Genomic DNA, 21,319 nt, shown 5'->3' with positions numbered 1-21,319 from the left:
CATCCTATTCCAGTAACAAAACCTCACCCGTCGAAAATTCCTTTATGTGGCCTTCTTGGTCAAGCAAAAGAAATCCTCTTTCATCAATCCCAGCAAAATGCCCTGTATACTGAACGTTTTTTATTTTCACTGCAAGAGGATAACCCACGGGAAAGCTTCTTTCCATCCAAATCGTAAGTATATAAGAAAAGCCTTTTTCTAAAAGTTGTTTTTGAAAAAAAGAAAATTTTTTCAAAATCTCATAGGCCAATTCCAACACTGAAATAGAGACATTTCTTTCCCGTAAAGAGGTAGCCTTTCCTCCTAAATTCTTTGGTGATTGCTCAAGGTTAACCCCAAATCCAATCACCAGCCATTCTGTCTTCCCTGGTTCTTGTGAAGACAATTCTTGCTCAATGAGAATCCCTCCGAGCTTCTTCGAATCAAGCAACAGATCATTAGGCCATTTTATTTGAAGACCCTTTAGCCTGGTTAAGGAAAATAGTGCTTCGTAGACCACCACGGCTGATAAAAAGGGCCAAATATAAGGAGTCTTCTCAAGGCCTTGTTCAGGTCTTATTAGAAGAGAAAGTGCCAGGTTTCCCTCCCCACTCTTCCAGCTTCTTCCACGACTTCCTCTCCCCTTCGTTTGCCGATCCGCCAAAAGAGCCAAAAACGACCTTTCGCCATTTCTAGCCCTCTCTTTACATAAATCCGAAGTGGAAGTTACTTCTTGGTAATGCTCAAGACGCCACTCCCAATCGACGATATGATGAATAGTCAATTAAACAGTACGGATGCAGCAGATTGAGCGGCCATAGTAATGGGGCCCAAAACAAGGATAAAAGCGACTGTCACGATCCCGGTGACCAATGAAATAAAGGAATAAGATGACGGCACTGTATCGATGCCCTCAATAGAAGGATCAAAATACATGATCTTTATAATTCTTAGATAATAAAATGCTGTAATAATACTGCCAATAAGGGCAAAAATAACCAAAGTATATAAATGGGCGGAAAGAGCAGCATAAAAAACCATGAACTTTCCAAAAAAACCAGCCAATGGCGGCACGCCAACCATGCTGAACATAAAAATAGCCATAGCCAGGGCTAAAGATTTATTCTTCTGGGCCATACCTGCAAAATCATAGATACTCTCCACAGCATGGCCTTTTCTACGCAGGGCTGCAATAACGGCAAATGCCCCAGCATTCATAAAAAGATACGCCGTAAGATAAATCAAAGAACCCCGCAGCCCTAAAGGGGTTGCAGCGGCAACACCCATAAGGGCAAATCCCATATGCCCAATAGAAGAATAAGCCATAAGCCGTTTTATGTTTGTCTGTGCAATAGCTGCAATCGCCCCGACAAGAATTGAAGCAATGGAAATAATTTCGATCAACAACTGCCATTGATAATAAGTATGGCCAAATGGACCCGAGATAACCCGCAACAAAAGGGCAAAGGCAGCAAATTTTGGCGCACTCGCCAAATAAGTCGTAACAGAAGTTGGCGCGCCCTGATAGACATCGGGTGTCCACATATGAAATGGAACAGCTGAGAGCTTAAAACTCAGTCCAATTAAAATAAAGACTATACCAATGATAAGGCCAGGGTAAATCTGAGACGTAGCAAGAAGAGCAGATTTAATCCCTCTATAATCTAAAGTTCCAGTATAACCATAGACAAGCGAAGCTCCATAGAGCAATATTCCTGAGGCCAAAGACCCCAAAACAAAATATTTCAGGCCAGATTCTGCCGATAAAATACTATCCCTTGCAAAGGCACAAAGAATATAAAGTGCAAGGGAAGAGAGTTCCAACCCAACAAATAACGTTATCAAGTTTTCAGCAGACGCCATAATAAGGGCACCGACTGTCGAAAAAAGGATAAGGACTGGAAACTCAAACTTATCTATCTTTTCAAAACCATTAAATTCAGTGGCAAGAATAAGAGTGAAAATTGCTGCAATTAAGATAAGTATCTTAATGAATTTGGCAAAACTATCATTAATGAAGGCCCCATTATAAGCCACTCCATCGGAAGAAGTTCCCACCAAGAAAATACAGGCAATGAATGATGCAATCGTTAGCATAGTACAAATAAAGGCAGACTGCTCTTTTTTCTGCACCAAACCAAAAAGCAGGATAAGCAACCCACTTGCAGAGAGCAATATTTCCGGTAGGGCAAGATTCCAATTCATAATTACTGCCTAACGATTACAAAATAATTAACGAAAAATTAGCAATGTTGTAATAAGAACAACCAGACCAATAAGCATACTGAATGCGTAAACAGCGAGAGAGCCAGTTTGTAATTTAACAATTTGTCGAGCACCGCTGATAGTGATCTTTCCTATGACAATTGGCAGCCCTTCCACGGTATTTTCTTCACCATTTTTCCATAAAGATTTCGCAATGGCTCTATAGGGTTTAACAAAGACGAAATCATAAATTTCATCAAAAAACCATTTATTTTTAAATATACAATAAAGAGCAGAAAACCGCTTAGCAAAGAAATCTGGGAGTTTTGGATTGTAAATATAACAGATATAAGCAGCTATAAAACCTAAAATAGCCAAAATACTGGGTACCAATGAGAGTAATTGGGGAATATGTTCATAGTTACTCATAATCGTATTATTGGCGGCATTAACAATTGAGCCATTCCAAAATACGGCCTGTTGACTGCCAATATAAAAATTATTGACGCACATCCCTAAAAAGATCGCTCCAGCTGACAAAACAAGAAGAGGAAACAGCATGATAAAAGAAGATTCACTCACCTCGGACAGCTTAATATCGCCTCTATTTTGTCCATGAAATACCAGGAAAATAAGCCTCCAACTATACAGAGCGGTCATAAAGGCCGTAACAGACCCCAAAACCCAACCATAGATCCCCATTGAAGTATGACTCATCCAGGCGGCTTCAAGAATAGCATCCTTAGACCAATATCCTGAAAAAGGATATATACCTGCCAAAGCCAAAGAGCCAATCCAGAAGCAGGCATAAGTTACAGGGATCCTCTTCCATAAACCGCCCATTTTAAACATATCTTGCTCATCATGAAGAGCATGAATTACCACACCAGCCGCCAAAAAGAGCAAAGCCTTAAAAAAAGCATGGGTTGTTAAGTGAAAAACAGAAATCTGATAGGCCCCAACACCTACCGCAATAAACATATAGCCCAACTGTGAGCAGGTAGAGTAAGCAATTGTCCGTTTAATGTCCGTCTGCACCAGACCAACAGTAGCGGCAAAAAAGCTTGTAGTAGCACCAATAAATAAAATTAATGCTTTCGTATGCAGGGCATATTCAATCAACGGAGACATTCTTGCCATCAGAAAAACACCTGCCGTAACCATTGTCGCGGCATGAATAAGCGCTGAGACAGGAGTGGGGCCTTCCATGGCATCCGGTAGCCATACATGCAAAAACAGCTGAGCTGATTTACCAACTGCACCAATAAACAGCAGAATACCAATAACTTCAAACACCCGATGTTCCCCAAAAAGGATATAAACATCTGAGATTTTGTTGGGAATCATGGCAAAAATAACATCGTAAGAAACACTGCCAAATTCTAAAAAAAGAAGGGCAATCCCAACGATGAAAAATAAATCTGCAATACGATTAACCACAAAAGCCTTAATAGCAGCCGCAGCAGCACTGGGTTTATTGTACCAGTATCCAATAAGAAGATAACTTGCCAAGCCAACCCCTTCCCAACCACAAAAGAGCTGGATAAGATCGTTAGCTGTCACAAGCATAAGCATGGCAAATGTAAAAAATGATATATAGGCAAAAAATCGATATGAAGGCATGGAATCATGCCCCATATAGCCAATACTATAGAGATGAATTAAGGTAGAAATAACTGTAACCATCGCTACAATTGTAACGGAGAGTGTATCAAGCCTTAAATTCCAACCCGCATGGAATTGCCCGGCATCAATCCAGTTAAGTAAATGAACCTGAACAACGGAAAACTGGCTATGTTGAAAAATATACAAAGCCATTACGGCAGCTAGAGCCGACAGGCTCATACACCCTAAAGTAACACATTGCGCAAACCTATCACCCAGAGGTCGTCCTGCAAAACCCGCAACAAGCGCACCCAAAATGGGAAAAAGAAAAGCTGCACAAAATAAAGAAGTTAAGGGCTGCATTTTCTTTAACCCTTCATAATAGTGGCATCTTCAACTTCAATAGAGCCACGATTTCTAAAATAAACTGTAAGAATAGCCAGACCAATGGCTGATTCTGCAGCGGCAACAGTTAAGACAAACAAGGTAAAAACCTGGCCTGAATATTCTCCAAAAGCAGAAGAAAACGCGACAAGATTAATATTTGCAGCCAGCAGAATTAACTCAAGCGACATAAGAATAACAATAATACTTTTTCTGTTAATAAAAATGCCAAAAATACCGATAACCAGCAATATGGCACTTGTGACCATATAGGGCGTTAAACCAATATGAGAAAGACCATGTAACATAATTTCTTCTTACCTTTGTTTCTCTTCTGATATTACAGATTCTCTTTCTCCAGGAATAAAAGAGTCTGGAGCAGCGGTAATATAATAAGACTGCACAGGTCTAAGAATGCCTCCATTCTCTTTAACGCCTTGGCCAATATTGGTATTTACCATAACAAGAGTATCTTTGGGCTCTCTCTCATGCTGGAGCGAAATAATCTGTCGGCGCGCCGTGGGCCTTTCTCGTAGAGTAAGAACTATTGCCCCTATCATGGCCACAAGCAGAATAAGAGCAGAGGTCTGGAAAAGGAATATATAATGGGTATAGATGAGCTGCCCTAACGCTGCCGTATTTGTTAAGCCTGAATCCACGCTGATATTATACTGGCTATTATGCTCAACCGAAGATGGAGACAACTCCCATTGACCGAATGCCATAATAATCTCTACCAAAAGAACAACACTAATGGCAGCACCTACTGGGGCATAACGTTGAAATCCTTCCTTAACACTCGCAAAATCTATATCCAGCATCATGACAACGAACAAGAACAAAATTGCTACGGCACCCACATATACAATGATAAGCAAAAAGGCTAAAAATTCTGCCCCTGCTACCAAAAATAAGCCTGCGGCATTAAAAAAGGTAACAATAAGGAAAAGGACTGAATGTACAGGGTTACGAACGCTAACAACCATAGCTGCTGATAGAATCATTATTGTTGCAAAAACATAAAAAACAACCTGGGTTAACATCGATTCTTCCCTGAAAAAAACAGGCCTAAACTATTTCATTAAATATCTGTGAGCATATCGTGTTTAACGGTATGGTGCATCCATCTCAAGTCTTCTAGCAAGAAGAGATTCCCACCTGTCACCATTACTGAGAAGTTTCTCTTTGTTATACATAAGCTCTTCTCGGGTTTCAGTAGCAAACTCGTAGTTTGGCCCTTCAACGATTGAATCAACGGGACAGGATTCTTCACATAAGCCACAATAAATACATTTTGTCATATCAATATCGTAGCGTGTTGTCCTGCGAGAACCATCCTCTCTTGGTTCAGATTCTATAGTGATCGCTTCGGCAGGGCATGTTGCCTCGCACAATTTACAGGCTATACACCTTTCTTCACCATTAGGGTAGCGCCTTAGGGCATGCTCACCTCTAAAACGTGGAGAAAGTGGGCTTTTTTCATAAGGATAATTAAGAGTTACGGCTGGTTTGAACATATAACGGAACGTTTCACCCATACCCGCTAAAAGCTCTGCTAGTAAGAAAGACCCCAAGGTTTTATTTAAAAAACTCATTATTCACTATCCGATCTGCGGCAAAAGGCCAGTTGCCAATAAAAAACCTGCCGTGAGAACAACCCAAACAAGAGAAAAAGGTAAAAATATTTTCCACCCCAACCGCATAAGCTGATCATAACGATAACGCGGGAAAGTCCCTCTGACCCAGACAAAGACAAAAAGACAGAAGAAAATTTTTCCTATCAACCACAAATAGCCTGGAATCCAGTTAAAAGGTGCAACATCAACCAAAGGAAGCCACCCACCAAGAAAAAGAATACTTGTCATGGCTGACATAAGGAACATATTCGCATATTCACCCAGAAAGAACAGCCCAAATGCTAGGGAAGAATATTCTACGAAAAACCCCGCGACAAGCTCACTCTCCCCTTCTGGAAAATCAAAAGGTGCCCGATTTGTTTCAGCAAGAGCCGAAATAAAAAAGATAATAAACATTGGAAACATTGGCAAACAGAACCATACATGACGTTGTGCCAATACGATATCGTTCAGATTCAAGCTGCCAACAGCCAATAAGACTGAAATAATAACCAGGCCTATAGAAACTTCATAAGAAACCATTTGTGCGGCAGAACGTAGCCCGCCTAAAAAAGCATATTTGGAGTTTGATGCCCACCCTGCAATCAGGTTTCCGTAAACACTTAACGAAGAAATGGCCAATAAATATAAAACACCCACATTAATATTGGCGATTGCCCAACCATTATTAACAGGAATAACAGCCCACGCAATCATTGCCAAAGAGAAACTCAGAAAAGGAGCAAACAAAAATAGAAAACGATTAGCGCCAGAAGGAATAATCGTTTCTTTGGTAATCATTTTTATGGCATCCGCAAAGGCCTGCAACGTGCCATATAAGCCATTAACATTTGGCCCTTTTCGAATTTGTATCGCAGCCAGAATTTTGCGCTCTGCCAAGGTCAGATACGCAACACCAATTAACAAAGGAACAAGTATGGCCAGGGATTCTAGTAAAGTAATAAGAACAAGGCCAATTGTGGTATGAAAAAAGAAATGTTCCATAAAATTACCCAACCTCCCTTTCAAAAGAAGGTTGAACATACACACGCGTGCATTCTTCCATTGTCGGGCTATTTAAACTAATGATATTGGTTTGGTAGTAATTGATAACGGCAGGGTGTAGCGGGCTATTTTCAATCACCTGCCCCACATGATCTGGCTGTATTGTACTAAGATCGACCCTCTCATCCATCCATCGTTCTTCGGCAAAATGCGGGTAACACTTATATAACTCTTCTCGGAGTTGTTGATGGGTATTATAAGGAAGAGAACTGTTCAGCACTTCAGAAAATGCTCTTAAAATACGCCAATCTTCCTTTGCTTCCCCTGGTGGGAAAACAGCTTGGAATGACTGCTGTACACGCCCTTCCGTATTAACATACAAACCTGCTTTTTCCGTATAGGCAGTCCCTGGTAGGATCATATCTGCCCTTTGGGCACCATATCCCCCGTGATGACCTTGATAGATGACAAAAGAACTCTCTGGGATGCGGTCGATTACATCGGGGTTATCAACCCCTAAGAGCCATAAAATATCGACGCCCCCGTTCAACATCTCCACAATATTCAGCCCACCCTCTTGCGGCAGAAAATCTATATCCAAAGCACCAACGCGCGAGGCATCCATATGTAAGACGTTAAAGCCATTCCATTCAGAAGTCAGTGCACCAAATGCAGAGGCAACTGCCCAACTTTTGCTTAATACGGCCCGAGCATCTCTTCTTCTTAGCGCCCCATGCCCAACAATAATCATCGGTCTTTTGGCATTTTTTAAGGCCGTAGCGAAAGGATGCGTGCCATCAAGAATATTTTCAAGCATAGACAAATCGTCCCCCAGAAAATCCACCGCATAAGTCAGGTCGACATCTTCATGGCCAATCACCGCTATAGGCAGCTGATTTTGCAAATAGCGCTTACGAATACGAGCATTAATCACAGGGGCTTCATGACGAGGGACAGAACCAATTATCAAAAGGGCATCTGCCTGTTCAATACCCGCTATCCCAGAGTTAAATGTATAAAAAGCTCTATGTTGGGTATCATAATCTGCACCATCAATACGACAATCGATATTACCCGACCCAATAGCTGCCATCACCCCCTTTAAGGCGAACATGCTTTCTACGTCACAAAGATCTCCCACCAAGGCGCCAATACGATTGGCAGAAGACTGCTTTATCTTTTCTGCTAAGGATACAAAAGCTTCCTGCCAAGAAACAGCAACTTTTTGGCCTTCTCTTTTTAACCATGGCCTATCAAGGCGGTTCCTCGTTAACGCATCGACAGAAAAACGCCCTTTATCAGCAAGCCATTCTTCATTAACCCAATCATTTCTTCTAGGGGTAATCCTTAAAACTGCCCCACCTCTTGCCTGAACAGACACATTTGTACCAACAGCATCCAGAACATCTATGCCGTCGGTCCTTCTCAGTTCCCACGGTCTTGCAATAAAAGCATAAGGTTTAGAAGTAAGAGCTCCCACGGGGCATATATCAACCAAATTACCTGAAAGCTCAGAAGTCAAAGCTTTTGATACGTAGTTGGTAATTTCCATATTCTCACCACGAGAGATCGAACCCAACTCAGGCACTCCTGCAATCTCTGTTGCAAACCTCACGCATCGAGTACATAAAATACACCGCGTCATGACGGTTTTAACGAGTGGCCCTAAATATTTATCTTTGACAGCCCTTTTATTTTCAGTAAAGCGGGAATGATCCTTGCCATAACCTACCGCCTGATCCTGTAAGTCACACTCCCCCCCCTGATCGCAAATGGGGCAATCCAAAGGGTGGTTAATCAGCAGAAACTCCATAACCCCCCTACGGGCCCTACGAACCATTTCAGTATCTGTCCATATGACCATTCCAGGAGAAATGGGAAAAGCACAAGAGGCTACAGGCTTAGGGCCATTTCCAATTTGCACCAGACACATTCTACAATTACCAGCAATGGATAATTTCTCATGGTAGCAAAAACGCGGAATCTCTTTTCCTGCGAGTTCACAGGCCTGCAAGACAGAAGAGGCTTCTGGAACATCAACAGGGATTGTATCGACTATAACCCTTACCATACCCTATTACTCCGCAGCTACTGTTGGAATATCGGAAGAAAGTTGCGCAACCCGACCACTTCCATGAGCAGCCTTATACTGCTGGATCCGCTCTTCTAGAATAGGGCGAAAGTTCCTTATCAACCCCTGCACAGGCCAAGCCGCAGCATCTCCAAAAGCACAGATGGTATGGCCTTCAATTTGTTTCGTGAGCTGATCAAGGCTGTCAATTTCTTCAATCTCTGCACGCCCATCAACCAAACGCTGCATCACCCTCATAATCCAGCCTGTACCCTCACGACAAGGGGTACACTGCCCACAGCTTTCATGCTTAAAAAATTCAGAAAACCGACAAATGGCTTTTACAATATCTGTTGATTTATCCATAACAGTCATGCACCCTGTCCCCAAGCCAGAACGTAAGGCGCGCAAGCTATCAAAATCCATAGTCACCGTCTCACAGGTGGCTGCTGGAAGCACAGGCATAGAGGCCCCGCCAGGGATAACAGCAAGAAGATTATCCCATCCGCCGCGAACCCCACCCCCATGTTTTTCAATCACTTCTTTCATGGGAACACCCATTTCTTCTTCAACGACGCAAGGATGATTAACATGGCCCGTTACAGCCATAAGCTTTGTTCCCTTGCTTGTTTCTGTTCCCAACGATGAAAACCACGAAGCGCCGCGTCTTAAAATTGTCGCAGAAACAGCGATACTTTCAGTATTATTGACCGTTGTTGGGCAACCAAAAAGCCCCATACCTGCCGGAAAAGGTGGCTTCAAACGAGGCTGACCCTTTTTGCCTTCAATACTTTCCAGAAGGGCTGTTTCTTCTCCACAAATATAAGCCCCTGCCCCACGATGGATAAAAAAATCAAAATCCCAACCAGAACCGCAAGCATTTTTACCAATCAGGCCCGCATCATAAGCTTCATCTATGGCAGTCTGCAAATGCACAGCTTCGTTATAAAATTCGCCACGAATATAAATATAGGCTGTATGGGCCCCCATTGCGAAAGAAGCAATTAAAGCACTTTCTACCAGCTTATGGGGTTCGTGACGGATAATTTCCCGATCCTTACAGGTTCCAGGCTCTGACTCATCTCCATTAATCACAAGATAATGAGGAAGCCCATTTGAGGTTTTCGGCATAAAAGACCATTTAACACCAGTTGGAAACCCTGCCCCCCCTCGCCCTCTTAAGCCAGAGGCTTTCATCTCATTAATAATCCAATCTCTTCCTTTAGCAAGAATGCCCCCAGTATTATCCCAGTCACCTCTTGCCCTTGCTCCAGCAAGCCGCCAATCATTTTGACCATAAATATTGGTAAAAATTCTATCCTTATCACTCAACATTCCGTTATCACCTTACTATTGCTTATCAGTCTGAGAAACGGAAGAGGATGTATCCGTAAGAACCGTTAATCCCCCCTCAGGAGCCGAATTAAGGCGATTGGCTACGGTTCCTGGCGTTACTTTTTCACCTTTTTTAAGCTTTTCTATAATATCAGTCACATCCTGCGGAGTAAGATCTTCAAAATAATCATTGTTGATCTGCAAAACCGGTGCATTGGCACAAGCCCCAAGACATTCCACCTCAGAAAGCGTAAAAAGCCCATCAGAGCTCGTCTGCCCTAATTCATCAACACCGATACTCTTTTTACACGCCTCCACCACGTCATCACTCCCCTTTAACCAACAGGCTGTTGTTCTACAAACCTGAAGATGGAAGCGCCCAACGGGTTGGGTATTGAACATGGTGTAGAAACTCGCTACTTCATACACTCTAATAGGAGCCATATCCAAAATCATGGCAACTTCATCCATAGCCACTTTAGGAATCCACGACCTTCCTGTTTCTTCCAATATCTGATTTTGCACCAGATAAAGAAGCGGCATCACAGCACTCGCCTTACGGCTAGACGGATATTTTTGCAAAATTTTTGCAATCTCAGACTTATTAGCTTCTGAAAAACTGAAAGATTTTGGTTCCTCTCCGCCCGCATGAGAGGAAGTATCATTGGTTTCTGTCATAATTATCTATCCACTTCACCAAATACCAGATCCAATGAGCCAATAATAGCAACTGTATCTGCCAGCATATGGCGGTAGCTTAATTTATCCAAAGCCTGCAAATGAGCAAAGCCCGTTGGACGGATTTTACAACGATAAGGCCTGTTGCTACCATCTGCCACCAAATAAACACCAAACTCTCCCTTAGGGCTTTCCACAGCTGTATAGGTTGCCCCAGGAGGAACGTGATACCCCTCGGTATAGAGTTTGAAATGATGAATAAGCGATTCCATCGAACGCTTCATTTCAGAACGCGGCGGCGGGGTGATCTTATGATCTTTTACTTTAATTTCACCAGGCTTTATCGCAGCTAAACATTGCCGTATAATTTTTACACTTTCCCGCATTTCAGCTACCCGTACAAGATAACGATCATAGCAATCTCCATTACGGGCCACAGGAATATCAAAATCAACCTTATCATAATTATCATAGGGCTGAGAGCGCCTTAAATCCCACGGGATACCCGAAGCCCGCAGACAAGGACCACTAAACCCCCATGCCAAAGCTTGTTCAGAAGTAAAAACACCAATACCCACCGTACGTTGTTTCCAAATACGGTTATTGGTCAGCATCCCCTCCAGGTCATCAATAAAAGCTGGAAATCCTTCTGACCAATTCAAAATCCGCTCTTCCAAACCTTCAGGCAGATCTTTTGCAACACCGCCAGTACGGAAATAATTGGCGTGGAATCGAGCCCCCGATACGGCCTCATAAAACTCCAGCAATTTTTCTCGTTCCTCATACCCCCATAAAGCCGGTGTAAGAGCTCCACAATCCAACCCCAATGCCGTAACGTTCAATATATGGTTTAAGATTCGGGTTATTTCTGCAAACATAACCCGAATCCACTTTGCTCGCTCGGGAACGTCTAAAGACAGCAACTTCTCTACAGCTAATACAAAAGCATGCTCTTCGGCCATGGGAGAGACGTAATCCAGTCTATCGAAATAGGGAAGCGCCTTTTGATACGTCTTATACTCTATCAGTTTTTCAGTGCCCCTATGGAGGAGGCCAATATGAGGAATGGCACGATCCACCACCTCTCCATCCATTTCAAGAATAAGGCGTAATACCCCATGGGCAGAGGGATGCTGCGGGCCAAAATTCAGAGCATGGGAGTTGATTTCAACAGTATGTTGCAGCTTCCGCTCTGCTAAAGGGGCCGGCAACATAGATTCAGGAATTTCTTCCTCTACTTTTTCCTCAAAAGAGGAAACATACGGCGTTGGTTTTTCCACTGACATATATCTTTACCGGCCTAATATTTTATTTTTTTAATATCCTGGCGAAACTGATGAGCCTTCTCATCCCCAGGCAGGGTTAAAAGCCCTTCCCATGGTGATTCGAAATCAAAATTACGAAAATCCTGCGTAAGGCTAACAGGTTCATAAACAATTTGTCGTCGGTCTGGATCATAGCGTGTTTCGACAAAGCCCGTTAAAGGAAAATCCTTTCGTAGGGGGTGCCCTTCAAAACCATAATCCGTTAGAATTCTTCTTAAATCAGGCTGTCCAGAGAATCTAACCCCGAATAAATCAAAACATTCCCTTTCCCACCATGTTGCAGACGGCCAAAGATGATGCACTGATGGGACAGGCGTTTGCTCATCGGTTGTTACAATAACCCTTATACGAATATTATGCAGAACAGAGAGCAGGTTATAAACAACATCAAATCTTTCTAGTCTTTGCGGAAAATCAACCCCACAAATATCCATAACCTGTGCACATTTGGCATGGGGATTCTCCTTAAGCTCTATCATAATAGCTAAAAGATGTTCCTTCTCCACCTTTATTACAAGCTCATTTTTTTCTAGAGAAGCGCTTTTTACCCCCAATATAGAGGTAGAAAAATAAACGGCTAAAGAAGAAAGATGCCCGACATTAATACCAACCTGTACCATTGGAATATTTTCCATTCCTGAATAAATTATCTAAGGATTGTACTCGTTCTACGAATTTTTTTCTGTAAAAGTAGAATCCCGTAAATAAGCGCCTCAGCGGTAGGAGGACAACCAGGAACATACACATCTACAGGAACAATACGATCACATCCCCGAACAACAGAATAGGAGTAATGATAGTATCCTCCCCCATTTGCGCATGATCCCATGGAAATTACCCATCTGGGTTCTGCCATTTGGTCATAAACACGCCTTAGTGCCGGCGCCATTTTATTTGTAAGCGTTCCAGCAACGATCATAACATCAGATTGTCGAGGAGAGCCTCGGGGAATAATTCCCATCCTGTCCAAATCATAACGAGGCATATAGGCATGGATCATCTCCACCGCGCAACAGGCCAGCCCAAAAGACATGGGCCATAAACTTCCCGTCCGCCCCCAATTCACCAACTTATCCAGATTGGCAACCACAAAGCCTTTATTTTTAATTTCGCCCGTTATGCCTTGAATGACAGCATCTTGCTCAAGCCCTGGAGGAAGCATGTCCTTGTTCCACAAGACTTCCGAAGATTCAGAAGCATAACTTTTTGATAATCCTGATTGCGATTTTGCTGCCATTGCCTTATTCCCCAGGAATTTTGCTTATACTAAACCCACTCAAGGGCACCCTTACACCACTCATAGACAAAACCAACCGTAAGAATAGCCAAGAATAGAACCATTGACAAAAAACCAAATAAGCCAATCTTTGACAGACCTACAGCCCAGGGAAAGAGAAAAGCAATTTCCAAGTCAAAAATTATGAAGAGAATGGAAACCAAATAGAATCTTACATCAAAGCGATGACGAGCATTCTCAAAAGCCTCAAAGCCACACTCATAGGCTGAGACCTTCTCCGTATAAGGTTTTTGGTGCCCAAAGAGAAGTGAGCTTCCCAGCATTGCACCTGCTATAACTACAGAAATAATACCAAAAACAAGTATAGGAAAATAATCCCCTAATATTGAATGCATGGAAACCTCAAAAAAAATAATAAAAGGGAAGATTACCCTTTAATGCACTAAAATATAGTTTACCTAGAACATATTATGGGTATTTGCAATATATTTAAATGCGGAAACAGAAATTTTATATAAAATACAAAGAGATAGAACAAAACTTTTATTTATTAGATGATAAGGCTGATAACCTTATCAGACATGGCGCGAGTGACGGGGCTCGAACCCGCGACCTCCGGCGTGACAGGCCGGCGCTCTAACCAACTGAGCTACACCCGCTTGATTGTTCAATCAAGTTGCTGTTTTCTTATAGACAAGAAATATTTTCGTCAACTCTGATTTGGAAAATATTTATTTTATTTTCAAACTATTATCAAAATTATGGTGGGCGATGACGGGATTGAACCGCCGACCCTCTCGGTGTAAACGAGACGCTCTACCGCTGAGCTAATCGCCCCAAAATAATGGGTTTTTTACGGCCCATCATTTTGTTGAACATACTCTTATATTAATTTACGGCATCTTTCAATGCCTTTCCGGGCTTAAATCGCACAGAATTTGATGCCGGTATACGAATTTCTTCTCCTGTACGTGGATTTCGGCCAGTTGTAGCCTTTCTTGAAGCAACAACAAAAGACCCGAATCCAACTAACCGAACCTCCTGCCCGTCAGCCAAAGACTTCTCAATAGACGCAACGATAGCGTCAATGACTTCCCCAGCCTTTGTTTTCGGAATATCGGCAATCTCTGCCACAGAAGCAACCAAGTCTTGTTTGTTGAGTGGCTTCTTCATCGTATTACCTTTCTTATATTTTAAAGAACACACCAGAGAATCTATGCCTAGATTACTCTACTCTTAGCCTTTAAACTACGAACTCCCTCAAGAGGCAGTCAACAGACTAAAGAAAAAGAGAGAAATTCTCTTCTCTTCTGATGCCTTAAGAACACACAAAAATGAACTAATGTGGCAAAGAAGACTCAGAGGGTGACTGTTTTTGGCCCGATACCGTATCTCCTACTGGAGTCTCTTCCCATTCAATAGGTTGCGGTTTACGAACTAAAGCATAACCAATAACTTCATCGACATGCGAAACAGGCACAAGATTCAAGCTTTTCTTAATTGTAGACGGGAGCTCTTTTAAGTCTTTCTCATTTTCTTTAGGGAAACAAACTGTTTTTATTCCCGCCCTTAAGGCTGCCAAAAGCTTTTCTTTAAGGCCACCTATTGGAAGCACACGCCCCCTTAAGGTGATCTCACCTGTCATTGCAATATCCCGACGAATTGGGATGCCGGTCATCACACTGACTAGAGTGGTAACCATCGCTATCCCAGCAGAAGGACCATCTTTTGGAGTTGCTCCTTCTGGAACGTGAACATGAAAATCATGCTTTTCAAACAGAGTGGGAGCTATGCCATAAGAAAGACAACGGCTCTTGAGGTACGAAAAAGCTGCAGATACACTTTCTTGCATAACATCGCCCAGCTTCCCTGTGCTTTTAACATTCCCCTTACCAGGAACCATAACACTCTCAATGGTAAGAATCTCTCCTCCCACTTCGGTCCAGGCTAACCCCGTAACAATACCCACCATATCTTCCAATTCGGTTTCGCCGTAGTGGAAGCGTTTAACACCCGCATAGCGCTCAAGGTTCTTTTTGGTAATATGAACCGTTTTGGCTTTTCCTGTTACGATTTCCTTTACAGCTTTACGGGCAAGATTAGCAATTTCACGCTCCAAGCTCCTCACACCTGCCTCTCGAGTATAGGTGCGGACTAACTCTCTTAGAGCATCATCACTGACCGACCATTCATGGGGCTTAAGACTATGGGCTTGTCCTTGCTTTTCAATAAGGTGCCTTTTGGCAATTTCAATTTTCTCATCTTCAGTATAGCCACTGATTCTGATAATCTCCATCCGATCCAGTAAAGGCTGAGGCATGTTGAGGCTATTGGCCGTTGTAACAAACATAACATCTGAAAGGTCATAATCAACCTCTAGATAATGATCTACAAAAGTCGCATTCTGTTCTGGATCTAACACTTCAAGCAAGGCTGATGAAGGATCTCCTCTCCAATCAGCTCCGAGTTTATCTATCTCATCCATAAGAAAAAGTGGATTAGAAGATTTAGCCTTTTTCATCCCCTGAATAATTTTTCCAGGCATAGCTCCAATATACGTTCTTCTATGGCCACGAATCTCGGCTTCATCCCTAACGCCTCCCAAGGAAACACGGACATAATTCCGCCCTGTGGATTTGGCAATTGAACGTGCTAAAGATGTTTTACCCACACCTGGAGGGCCAACCAGACACAAAATAGGACCTTTAATCTTCGAAGATCGACTTTGAACAGCAAGATATTCAAGAATTCTTTCTTTTACTTTCTCTAATCCGTAATGGTCCGCATCTAGAATTTTTTCGGCATAAGCTAAATCATTTGAAACCTTTGTGCGTTTTTTCCAAGGAATACCCAACAACCAGTCAAGATAGTTACGAACCACTGTTGACTCTGCAGACATAGGGCTCATACCACGTAATTTTTTTAAATCAGAAAGCGCCTTTTCATGGGCTTCTTTACTTAAACGTGTCTTCTTGATTTTCTCTTCAAGCTCAGCCAATTCATCCTTACCGTCTTCTCCCTCACCCAGTTCTTTCTGAATCGCTTTAAGCTGCTCGTTTAGGTAATACTCCCGCTGAGTCTTTTCCATTTGCCGTTTAACACGGTTTCGAATGCGCTTTTCAACCTGAAGAACCCCTATTTCTGCTTCCATGTGGGCAAAAACACGCTCAAGACGCTCATTAACTGAAACAATCTCCAGTACATCTTGCTTCTCAGAAATCTTAAGGTTCAAATGGCTTGCAACTGTATCTGCCAATTTTGATGGGTCTGTAATCTGGTTGAGTGAAACCAGAACTTCAGGAGCAACTTTTTTATTAAGTTTTATATAATGCTCAAACTGGGTTAAAACCGATCGCGCAAGCGCTTCTGTCTCTTCGGTGTTTCCAGAAAAATTAGAAGTAATCTCTTCAATTTCAGCTTTAAAATAATTGTCTTGCTCAACAAATTTTTTGATCTTCCCGCGCTGAATACCTTCAACCAATACTTTTACAGTACCATCGGGGAGCTTCAACAATTGAAGAATTGTAGCGATTGTTCCAAATCGATAAATATCCTCAACAGACGGATCATCTATTGTGGCATCTTTCTGGCTAACCAAAAAGATACGACCATTTTCCTTCGTAACAGCTTCGAGCGCTCTTACCGATTTCTCGCGCCCTACAAAAAGAGGTACAATCATATATGGAAAAATAACGATATCTCTCAGAGGAAGAATCGCCATTGTTTTTTTATGAAGAGATTCTCTCTTTTCAGCAACCTGAACGGTTAACCCCTCAAGAGAATCCATGTCTCTTTTTTTTGTCGCTGGTGTTTTTTTTCGCCTTCCTACTACAGATTCTCCTTCTACGGCGACAGTATCTGTTTGCATTTTTGATTCAAAAGGCTTATCGCCTGCAGAAGAGTATTCTTCAGGGGGTTGTTTTTTAGACTTGATGACCATGTTCTCTTTAGCCTGCTGGGGCTTGCTTTTTACACTCTTTTCCTGATCGTTCTGCTTTTGATTATTTTTTTTCACAGAACCACGAAGAGTTTTTCTTTTAATGGGGGCTTCCGACATTCCTGACCTCCTGCAAGGACGGTCTTTTTATACTGCACCCTAAAAGGCGTACAGTATAAAAAACCAAAATAATAAATACGAACTACCTCAAATTATATTGGATCGTGTGCTGCTTTACACAAGAAAAAAACGATAAAATACAAAAATAATTATTTGCAGCACAATTTATAAGGAGTTTTAAGCAGACTGTTCAGCGGGTTTTTCACCTGAATATACATAAACAGGCGTAGATTTATCCAAAATCACGTCTGAGTTTACAACCACTTCCTCAACATTTTCTAAAGCAGGAAGCTCAAACATTGTCGAAAGAAGGATTTCTTCAATAATTGAACGTAAGCCTCTGGCTCCAGTATGCCTGGATATGGCTTTTTTGGCGATTTCCTTAAGGGCATTATCTGTGAAGGTAAGCTTTACATTTTCCATCTCAAAAAGACGGCTATATTGTTTAACCAGAGCGTTTTTAGGGGCTGTAAGAATTTCTACCAAAGCAGCCTCATCCAAATCATCCAATGTCGCTAATACAGGCAACCGACCAATAAACTCTGGGATCAAACCGAATTTCAACAAATCATCAGGTTCAACTTTTCTTAGGATTTCTCCCGTGCGCCTATCTTCTGGCGATTGAATTTCTGCACCAAACCCCATGGCAGAACCTGTACTCCGAGCGCTAATGATTTTTTCCAGGCCCGCAAATGCTCCACCACAAATAAAGAGCATATTTGTCGTATCAACCTGTAAAAACTCTTGCTGAGGATGTTTCCTTCCACCCTGAGGTGGCACAGACGCCACAGTTCCCTCCATGATTTTCAGAAGAGCCTGCTGTACGCCCTCCCCGCTCACATCTCTTGTAATAGAGGGATTGTCCGACTTCCTGGAGATTTTATCAATCTCATCAATATAAACGATTCCTTTTTGAGCCTTCTCAACATTATAATCTGCAGCTTGCAGAAGCTTGAGAATAATGTTTTCCACATCCTCACCCACATATCCTGCTTCTGTGAGAGTGGTAGCATCTGCCATAGTAAAGGGAACATCCAATATCCGCGCAAGCGTTTGTGCCAAAAGCGTCTTTCCTGAACCGGTAGGGCCAATCAGGAGGATATTGGACTTTGCCAATTCAACATCGTTATTTTTCTGACCATGAACCAAACGTTTATAATGATTATGGACTGCAACCGAGAGAACGCGCTTGGCCTGAAATTGCCCAACAACGTAATCATCCAGAACTTTACATATTTCCTGAGGTGTGGGAACACCATCCTTCGATTTAACAAGAAGGCTTTTGTGCTCTTCGCGAATAATATCCATACAGAGCTCTACGCATTCATCACAAATGAACACTGTAGGGCCAGCAATGAGCTTTCTGACCTCATGCTGCGACTTTCCGCAGAAAGAGCAATAGAGTGTATTTTTTGAATCGCTGGATTTAGTATCCATTCCTACTCCTCATCCTCAGCTCCAAAAGAAGAACTGACTCCAGTATAGTGCCCATTTTGTTATTTTTGCAGCAAGCCTTCAGAAAATCGAAAATTATTTCTTGCTCTTATCTCCTTCTGCCACCGAAGGATGACGCTGAACAACCTCGTCAATAATACCAAATGCTTTAGCTTCATCCGGCGACATATAAGAATCACGCTCAAGTTTTTGTTCAATCTCCTCAAGCGTTCTTCCTGTATGATGCTTATATATTTCGTTAAGGCGCTTGCGTAATTCAAGAATTTCTTTTGCCTGAATTTCAATATCGCTTGCTTGCCCTTGCGCCCCACCTGAAGGCTGATGGACCATTATACGAGAATTAGGTAGAGAAAAACGAGCACCTTTTTCCCCTCCCGCTAACAACAGAGACCCCATTGAAGCCGCCTGACCAAGACAGACAGTGCTCACAGGACAGCGGATATACTGCATAGTATCATAAATCGCTAACCCCGCAGAAACCACTCCCCCTGGGCTATTAATGTAAAAGGAAATCTCCTTGGTAGGATTAACACTTTCCAAAAACAGGAGCTGAGCAGAAATTAAAGAGGCTACCTGATCATAAACGGGCCCTGTAAGAAAAATAATCCGCTCTTGTAAAAGCCTTGAATAAATATCAAAAGCTCTCTCCCCTCTCGAGGTTTGCTCAACCACCATCGGGACGAGTGCATTATTCCATATATCTACAGGGTGGGTATCCCTCATATCCTTACGATCCTTAAATACAACAAGCACTAAAAGCTAGTTAAAATAATTTGACAGCCTACACAAATTTTACAGCAACACCAAGCTAAAACCCTTCACAGAAGGTTAACCCAATGGCACAACCTTCTGTTATCTCGTGCTATAAATAAGGACTCAGATATCTTCAATACAAGAGAAACAGAAGAGAAAGCTACTACGATAGCTTGGCTGGCGGCAACTCTGTTAATTGCTCTGCCGTTACCATCTCATCCTTTATATCAGCCGATTCAATAATATATTTTATTACTTTATCCTCAAATAAAGGCCCACGTAAAGACTCAGCAACCTGGGGATTCTGGCGGAAGAAATCAAATACTTGCTGTTCCTGACCCGGATAACGCATAGCCTCGTTACGAATAGCGTTAGCAAATTCATCTTGTGTAACGGTAATTGAGTTTACTCTCCCAATTTCAGCTAAAAGAATCCCAAGACGCACTCTCCGCTCCGCTATCTTACGATAATCAGATTTTAAGGTCTCTTCGTTCTTGTTTTTATCGTCCTCATCAAGTCTGTCTGCTTTTTTATCGGCCTCAATCTGTTGCCAAATCTGATTAAACTCATTAACCACCAGAGTTTCCGGCACGGCAAAATCCACGATCTCGGCGAGCTTGTCTAAAATTTCACGCTTAATACGCATGTAGGAGATTTTGTTATATTCATCATCAATTTGTCGACGAATCATATCTTTTAGGGCTTCCAAAGCAGGAAAGCCTAGTTTTTGAGCCATAGCATCATCAATGGTAACTTCTACAGCTTTTTTAAACCCATTAGCCTTAATATCAAAAGTAGCTTCCTTACCAGCCAAATTCTGTGCCTGATAATTCTCCGGGAAAGTCACTGTAATGGTTTTTTCCTCACCAGGAGACATTCCTTCAACCTGCTCAGCAAAACCAGGAATAAAGCCCGAACCACCAATTTCTACATTAACATCTGTGGCTGTTCCACCTTCAAACGGAACCCCATCCATCTTACCAATAAAATCAACGTTCATCACATCTCCTACAGCAGCAGGACGTTTTTGATCGCTATCTTCATATTCACGCTGACGTTTGGCAATTTCTTGCAGGGCGTTTTCTATCGATTCTTCAGTTGGTTCAGATTTATAACGCGTAAGAGAAAGCCCTTTGACCTCAGGAATATCAAAATCCGGTAAAATTTCAGTCTCTACTGCAATTTCAACATCTTCAACCTTGGACTCGTCATTCCCTTTAACAATATCCACCTTGGGATTAAAGGCAGGACGAAAACCGCGTTCTTCCATGGCTTTATTGAGGGATTCACCAACCACTTGCTCAAGAACTTCTGCATGCACAGCTTTTCCATAACGCTGTTTAACAAGAGCAGCAGGAACTTTTCCTGGCCTAAACCCTGGAAGATCAATGGTTTTTGCTAATTCCTGAAGGCGCTCAGTGCGTTTCCCTTCAACTGTATCTGCGGGAATAGTAATTGTGAAGTTACGTTTCAAACCTTCAGAAAGCGTTTCTTGAACCTGCATCTGCCAGGCCATCCTCTCAAATCAAAACAGAATTTTTGTGTAATCACCTGAATTCAGATGAAATGAATCCTAGTAATATCCTAACAATATTACATAAAGCTATAGTGCTA

General features: G+C 42.2%; 19 protein-coding genes and 2 tRNA genes. All 21 read right to left on the bottom strand.

What is annotated here, in order from left to right:
- Positions 1–4 precede the first annotated feature (4 nt).
- Complete coding sequence (locus JGUZn3_RS08475) at positions 5–763, bottom strand: biotin--[acetyl-CoA-carboxylase] ligase (protein ID WP_203413111.1); 759 nt, start codon at positions 761–763, stop codon at positions 5–7.
- Positions 760–2,184, bottom strand: a complete 1,425-nt coding sequence (gene nuoN, locus JGUZn3_RS08470) for an NADH-quinone oxidoreductase subunit NuoN (RefSeq protein ID WP_203413110.1) — start codon at positions 2,182–2,184, stop codon at positions 760–762. The genes JGUZn3_RS08475 and nuoN overlap by 4 nt, the downstream gene beginning before the upstream one ends.
- Before the next feature lie 27 nt (positions 2,185–2,211).
- Positions 2,212–4,152, bottom strand: a complete 1,941-nt coding sequence (nuoL, locus tag JGUZn3_RS08465; RefSeq protein ID WP_203413109.1) for an NADH-quinone oxidoreductase subunit L — start codon at positions 4,150–4,152, stop codon at positions 2,212–2,214.
- A gap of 5 nt (positions 4,153–4,157) precedes the next feature.
- Positions 4,158–4,481: an NADH-quinone oxidoreductase subunit NuoK gene (nuoK, locus tag JGUZn3_RS08460; RefSeq protein ID WP_203413108.1), complete on the bottom strand. Its 324-nt coding sequence runs from the start codon at positions 4,479–4,481 to the stop codon at positions 4,158–4,160.
- 9 nt (positions 4,482–4,490) lie between these two features.
- Positions 4,491–5,216, bottom strand: coding sequence for an NADH-quinone oxidoreductase subunit J (locus JGUZn3_RS08455; protein WP_203413107.1), 726 nt, complete (start codon positions 5,214–5,216; stop codon positions 4,491–4,493).
- A gap of 63 nt (positions 5,217–5,279) precedes the next feature.
- Positions 5,280–5,768, bottom strand: coding sequence for an NADH-quinone oxidoreductase subunit NuoI (nuoI, locus tag JGUZn3_RS08450; RefSeq protein ID WP_203413106.1), 489 nt, complete (start codon positions 5,766–5,768; stop codon positions 5,280–5,282).
- 6 nt (positions 5,769–5,774) lie between these two features.
- Positions 5,775–6,794: an NADH-quinone oxidoreductase subunit NuoH gene (gene nuoH, locus JGUZn3_RS08445; RefSeq protein WP_203413105.1), complete on the bottom strand. Its 1,020-nt coding sequence runs from the start codon at positions 6,792–6,794 to the stop codon at positions 5,775–5,777.
- A 4-nt stretch (positions 6,795–6,798) separates the two neighbouring features.
- The gene (gene nuoG / locus JGUZn3_RS08440; RefSeq protein ID WP_203413104.1) at positions 6,799–8,865 is read right to left on the bottom strand and encodes an NADH-quinone oxidoreductase subunit NuoG; all 2,067 of its coding nucleotides are present in this window, start codon (positions 8,863–8,865) and stop codon (positions 6,799–6,801) included.
- A 6-nt stretch (positions 8,866–8,871) separates the two neighbouring features.
- Complete coding sequence (gene nuoF / locus JGUZn3_RS08435; RefSeq protein ID WP_203413103.1) at positions 8,872–10,200, bottom strand: NADH-quinone oxidoreductase subunit NuoF; 1,329 nt, start codon at positions 10,198–10,200, stop codon at positions 8,872–8,874.
- A gap of 15 nt (positions 10,201–10,215) precedes the next feature.
- Positions 10,216–10,878, bottom strand: a complete 663-nt coding sequence (gene nuoE / locus JGUZn3_RS08430; RefSeq protein WP_203413102.1) for an NADH-quinone oxidoreductase subunit NuoE — start codon at positions 10,876–10,878, stop codon at positions 10,216–10,218.
- Between the two features lie 2 nt (positions 10,879–10,880).
- The gene (locus JGUZn3_RS08425) at positions 10,881–12,092 is read right to left on the bottom strand and encodes an NADH-quinone oxidoreductase subunit D (RefSeq protein ID WP_408871776.1); all 1,212 of its coding nucleotides are present in this window, start codon (positions 12,090–12,092) and stop codon (positions 10,881–10,883) included.
- Between the two features lie 86 nt (positions 12,093–12,178).
- Positions 12,179–12,823: an NADH-quinone oxidoreductase subunit C gene (locus tag JGUZn3_RS08420; protein WP_408871744.1), complete on the bottom strand. Its 645-nt coding sequence runs from the start codon at positions 12,821–12,823 to the stop codon at positions 12,179–12,181.
- A gap of 26 nt (positions 12,824–12,849) precedes the next feature.
- Positions 12,850–13,440 (bottom strand): NuoB/complex I 20 kDa subunit family protein, encoded by a 591-nt coding sequence (locus JGUZn3_RS08415; protein WP_408871743.1) that lies wholly within the window; start codon positions 13,438–13,440, stop codon positions 12,850–12,852.
- A 29-nt stretch (positions 13,441–13,469) separates the two neighbouring features.
- Positions 13,470–13,835, bottom strand: a complete 366-nt coding sequence (ndhC, locus tag JGUZn3_RS08410; RefSeq protein WP_203413099.1) for an NADH-quinone oxidoreductase subunit A — start codon at positions 13,833–13,835, stop codon at positions 13,470–13,472.
- 187 nt (positions 13,836–14,022) lie between these two features.
- Positions 14,023–14,099: transfer RNA gene (locus JGUZn3_RS08405), tRNA-Asp, on the bottom strand.
- A gap of 103 nt (positions 14,100–14,202) precedes the next feature.
- Positions 14,203–14,277: transfer RNA gene (locus tag JGUZn3_RS08400), tRNA-Val, on the bottom strand.
- 51 nt (positions 14,278–14,328) lie between these two features.
- Complete coding sequence (locus JGUZn3_RS08395) at positions 14,329–14,613, bottom strand: HU family DNA-binding protein (RefSeq protein WP_203413098.1); 285 nt, start codon at positions 14,611–14,613, stop codon at positions 14,329–14,331.
- Between the two features lie 166 nt (positions 14,614–14,779).
- The gene (gene lon, locus JGUZn3_RS08390) at positions 14,780–17,161 is read right to left on the bottom strand and encodes an endopeptidase La (RefSeq protein ID WP_238996961.1); all 2,382 of its coding nucleotides are present in this window, start codon (positions 17,159–17,161) and stop codon (positions 14,780–14,782) included.
- A gap of 513 nt (positions 17,162–17,674) precedes the next feature.
- Complete coding sequence (gene clpX, locus JGUZn3_RS08385; RefSeq protein WP_203413097.1) at positions 17,675–18,934, bottom strand: ATP-dependent Clp protease ATP-binding subunit ClpX; 1,260 nt, start codon at positions 18,932–18,934, stop codon at positions 17,675–17,677.
- Positions 18,935–19,027: 93 nt separating this feature from the next.
- Positions 19,028–19,675 carry an ATP-dependent Clp protease proteolytic subunit gene (locus tag JGUZn3_RS08380; protein WP_203413096.1) on the bottom strand — a complete coding sequence of 216 codons (648 nt, stop codon included), beginning with the start codon at positions 19,673–19,675 and terminating at the stop codon, positions 19,028–19,030.
- 193 nt (positions 19,676–19,868) lie between these two features.
- Positions 19,869–21,209, bottom strand: a complete 1,341-nt coding sequence (gene tig / locus JGUZn3_RS08375) for a trigger factor (RefSeq protein WP_203413095.1) — start codon at positions 21,207–21,209, stop codon at positions 19,869–19,871.
- Positions 21,210–21,319 lie beyond the last annotated feature (110 nt).

It is taken from the genome of Entomobacter blattae, assembly GCF_014672835.1.
Taxonomy (GTDB): domain Bacteria; phylum Pseudomonadota; class Alphaproteobacteria; order Acetobacterales; family Acetobacteraceae; genus Entomobacter; species Entomobacter blattae.
The sequence above is the reverse complement of the archived record's forward strand: the minus strand, read 5'-3'. Positions and strand labels throughout refer to the sequence as shown.